Source organism: Amycolatopsis sp. NPDC059027 (assembly GCF_042739735.1).
In the GTDB taxonomy this organism is placed as follows: Bacteria; Actinomycetota; Actinomycetes; order Mycobacteriales; family Pseudonocardiaceae; genus Amycolatopsis.
Genome location: NZ_JBHYIK010000007.1, coordinates 21,293 through 25,414 on the forward strand (window position 1 = coordinate 21,293; position 4,122 = coordinate 25,414).

At 71.9% G+C, this 4,122-nt stretch carries 3 protein-coding genes and 1 pseudogene; all 4 read right to left on the minus strand.

Annotated elements, in window-relative coordinates:
* Positions 1 to 98: 98 nt before the first annotated feature.
* Positions 99 to 674, minus strand: a pseudogene (locus tag ACFWY9_RS06810) (GrpB family protein); the annotation flags it as partial.
* An 81-nt stretch (positions 675 to 755) separates the two neighbouring features.
* Complete coding sequence (locus ACFWY9_RS06815; protein ID WP_378338355.1) at positions 756 to 1,619, minus strand: shikimate dehydrogenase; 864 nt, start codon at positions 1,617 to 1,619, stop codon at positions 756 to 758.
* Positions 1,609 to 3,300 (minus strand): endolytic transglycosylase MltG, encoded by a 1,692-nt coding sequence (gene mltG, locus ACFWY9_RS06820; RefSeq protein ID WP_378338356.1) that lies wholly within the window; start codon positions 3,298 to 3,300, stop codon positions 1,609 to 1,611. The genes ACFWY9_RS06815 and mltG overlap by 11 nt, the downstream gene beginning before the upstream one ends.
* Positions 3,301 to 3,554: 254 nt before the next feature.
* Positions 3,555 to 3,962: a Holliday junction resolvase RuvX gene (ruvX, locus tag ACFWY9_RS06825; protein WP_378338357.1), complete on the minus strand. Its 408-nt coding sequence runs from the start codon at positions 3,960 to 3,962 to the stop codon at positions 3,555 to 3,557.
* Positions 3,963 to 4,122: the final 160 nt, after the last annotated feature.

Here is a 4,122-nt window from a genome sequence, read left to right on the forward strand (position 1 = left end):
CGCTTGTGTGTGGTGCGCCGCGCGGGGGTCAGTCTGAGTCTGACCGCGAGCCAGCCCCCCCCCCCCCCCCCCCCCTTCAGCTCACGCCGGGAACACTACCGCGCGGCGCGGGCGCGTTCGATGATCTCGTCGATCACCGGGGTCTTCGCGTCGGCGTAGTTCTGGATGTACTGCCAGTTCCGCGCGGCCAGTTCCCGCTTCGTGCGTTCGTAGAGCGCCCGCTCCTCGGGATGGGCGCGCAGACGTTCGCGGAACAGCCGGTAGCGCTCGGTCTGACCGTTGCCCGGCGAGTAGACATGCAGGTTGACGTTGGTGTCCGGCCCTTTGAAGCAGCGGTGTTTCTCCCAGTCCGGCTCACGGATGTTCAACCGGTAGCCCGCGGCCTCCAGCGCGGGAACGTACGCGTCCTCGTCGTCGGAGTCCGGGACTTCGAGCAGGATGTCGATGATCGGCTTGGCGCACAGGCCGGGCACCGAGGTCGAGCCGACGTGTTCGAGCACGAGGATCCGATCGCCCAGCGCGGCGCGGATGCGCTCGGCCTCGCGCTCGTAGAGCTTCGGCCATTCCGGGTCGTATTCGGCCAGGGTGACCTGCGAATTCAAGACGGGTGGCGTCCCCACCCAAGCGGACGCGATGTCGTCTTCGGTGTAGTCGGAGCTGTCCGGTTTGGGCATTTCCCCTCAGTGTCCTTCCCCAAGAACAGGTACAAGGCAGTCGGCCAGAATATCAGGCGGCCGATCTTGCGGGAGGAAACTTCAGGAGAGCGGCAGCGGAAGGATGTTCCCGGTCGCCACGCGCAGGGCGTCCCGCATGGCTTCCCGGGGCGCGGGCAGGCCGGTGAACTGCTCGGCCTGGCCGAAAGCCTGGTGCAGCAGCATGTCCAGCCCGGTCGCGAGCCGTCCGCCGCGGGCGGTGACGGCTTCGGCGAGCGGCGTCGGCCAGGGGTGGTAGATGACGTCGAGGACGCGGCCGATGCCCGCGAGCTGCTCGACGTGGGGCAGCACGGCGTCCGGCGGGACGGTGTTCACCAGCACCGCCGCCGCGGTCAGCTCCGCGAAGTCCACTTCGGACCATCGCAGGACTTCGACGTCCAGTGCGGCCCGCTTCGCCGCGTCGAGGGTCTCCCCGGCCCGCGCGGGTTCCCGGACGACGAGCCGGACCTGGCGGACGCCGAGATCCGCCAGCCCGACGACCGCCGCCGCCGCGGTGCCGCCCGCGCCGAGCACGACGGCGACGTCCCCGGTTGACGGCGTGTACCCGCCCGCGGCCCGCAGCGCGCCGGTCACGCCTTCGACATCGGTGCAGTCAGCGCGCCAGCCGCCTTCGGCGCGGCGCACCAGGGTGTTGGCCGCGCCGACAGCCGCCGCGCGCGGGGTCACCTCGTCCGCGTGGTCGAGCGCCGCGCGTTTGCCCGGCATGGTGACCGACAGCCCGGCCCATTCCGGGCCGAGGCCGTCGACGAGGCCAGGGAGGTCCGAAGCGCCGGCCTCGATCCGCTCGTAGGTCCAGCCGTCGAGCCCGAGCGCGCGGAACGCGGCGCCGTGCAGCACCGGCGACAGCGAGTGCTCGATCGGCCTGCCCAGCACCGCCGCCTTGCGCGGCCCGGGATCAGTAGACACCGCGGGCCTGCGCGTCGTGCTTGTTCTTGTCGTGCTCCTGGTTGGTCACCGCGAAACAGGACTGGCCGTTCTTCTCGCACTTGACGAAGAAAAGCCAGTCGCCGGGCGGCGGGGTCAACGCCGCCTGGATGGCGTCCTTGCTGGACACCGCGATCGGCGTCGGCGGCAGCCCGGTGTTGAGATAGGAGTTGTACGGGCCCGGCCTGGCCCGGTCCGCGTCGCTGGTCAACAGGGTCGGCTTGTCGAGCGGGTAGTTGATCGTCGAGTCCATCTCCAGCTTCATGTTCTTCCCGAGCCGGTTGTAGATGACACGGGAGATCTTGCCGAAGTCGGAGGTGACCGCCTCGCGCTCGATGATCGACGCGATGATCAGCGTCTCGTACGGGGTCCTGCCGGGCCCGGCATGCTGGGCTGTCAGCCCCGCGTCGGCGATCGACGCCGCCGAGTCCTTGACCAGCTTCGTGAGGATGTCGAGTGCGGACGAGCCGGGCTTGACGTCGTACACGCCGGGGGCGATGAGCCCCTCCAGCCGCTTGTCCTTGTTCTCGGCCTTCGACGCGGGTTCCACCGCCCAGTCCGGCACGCCCAGCGCCTTCAGGTCGGCGTTCGCGACCGTCTTGCGCAGTTCGTCGGTGCTGATGCAGGTGCTCTTGCCGTTGAGGTTCGCGCAGGAAGCCTTGGACAGCAAGGAAAACACCCCGGGGGTGACCTTGCCGTCGGGCTGCGTGATGTCGTCGAACTGGGTGTAGGGCTTGAGTTCCAGCTCGCCGACGCGCGCCTGCGGGGACACGATCATGTCGACCGCGCTCGTCCCGGACATGTGCTGTTTCAGCACGTAGTAGCCGTGCTGGATCTTGGCCAGCGCCTGATTGTCCTTGCCGGCCTTGACGAACGCCCGCCCGCTCGCGACGACGCCCGCGTCGGCGAGCCGGGCGCCGATCGCCGAGGTCGAATCGCCGTCCTCGACCTGGACGAGGACGTCACCGGTGCCGGAGCCCTCGAAGTCCTCGTAGCCGAACAGGGCCTGGTAGCCGTACCAGGCACCGCCGCCGAGCGCCACGAGCACGGCGATGGCGGCGATCCAGCCGAAAGCCCGCTTGCGACGACGCTTCTTCGGCTTCGGCTCCTCGTCCTCGTACTCACCGTCTTCGTATTCGGCGTATTCGCCGTCGTACTCCGGGTCGTACTCCTCGTCGTACCCGTACTCGTCGAAGAACTCGTCTTCGGCGGGCGCTTCCTCGGGCTCCGGCTCCCGCCGCGACCCGCGTTTCGGCGGTTCGGGCTCATCCGGCACGAACGGGATGATGTCGGTGGGCCGCTCGTCCCGCACCGGCCGGGGGCGACGGGGCCGCTCGGGCGGCATCCGGGGCGGTGGTTCGGCGGGCAGGTCGGCGTCCCGGTCGGGCGGACCGGCAGGCCGGTCAGGCGGGCCCACCGGCCGATCGGGCGGACCCGCGGCCCGCTCGGGCGGGGGCATCCGGCGCGGCGGACGTCCGGGCTCTTCGGCCGCGCGCCGCGGCCGGGCCCGGGGTGGCGGTGGCTCGTCCGGCTCGTCGCGATACCGGGAGCGGACGGCGCGGCGGCCGTAACCGTCGTCGGCGGGTGCCGGGTACTCGTCCGCAGGGGGCGCGAAATCCTCCGGTTCGGCCCGGCGGCGCCGTCCGGCGGGCCGGGGCTCCACCGGGGCACCCGGCGGCGGAGGGACGGCCCGGCGACGCGGCGGAGGCTCGTCGAACCCGGGCTGCTCCTCCGGGGGCAGGGCACGCCGGTGATGCCGGGGCGGCATTTCACCCGGTTGAGTGGACCTCGCGGGCCGTGGTGCGGATCGCCCCGGCGCGGGCCGGGGTTCGGGGTTCCGGTGCGGGGGCGTGTCGGGCGCGGATTCGCGCAGCCGTCGACGTCCTCCCCTGCGTTCGGAACCACCGGGCGGCTCGGTCATGAATCGCCCTCCCGAGCGTGCTGTGCGGCGGCGGCGTCGAGCCACGCCTGCAGGATTTCCACGGCGGCGGCCTGGTCGACCACCGCACGCTGCTTACGCCCCTTCACCCCACGCGCCGCCAGGATACGCGTCGCCGTGACCGTCGTCAGTCGCTCGTCGGCGAGCCGCACGGGAACGGGCGCGATCCGCCCGGCGAGCGCGTCGGCGTAGCCGAGTGCGATGGCGGCGGCCGAACCGTGCCGGTTGGCCAGCGTCCTGGGCAGGCCCACGATCACCTCGACGACCTCGTGCTCGGTGACGAGGGCGGCGAGCTGGTCCAGATCACTGTCGTCGTTCGCATCGCGGGACAGGGTAACGAGCGGGCTCGCGAGGATGGGGGCGGGATCGCTCAGCGCGACTCCCACTCGGACAGACCCGACGTCGACCCCAAGCCGCCTGCCCCGGGCCCGGGGGGGGGGCGCCCGCCCGTGGACGGGGGGCTGGGGGGGCGGGTCACGGTGTCGCCGCGGCAGATCCTGCGTGCCCAGCTCGACCGGCTCGCCGAGCGCGGGCTCGCCGCGTACG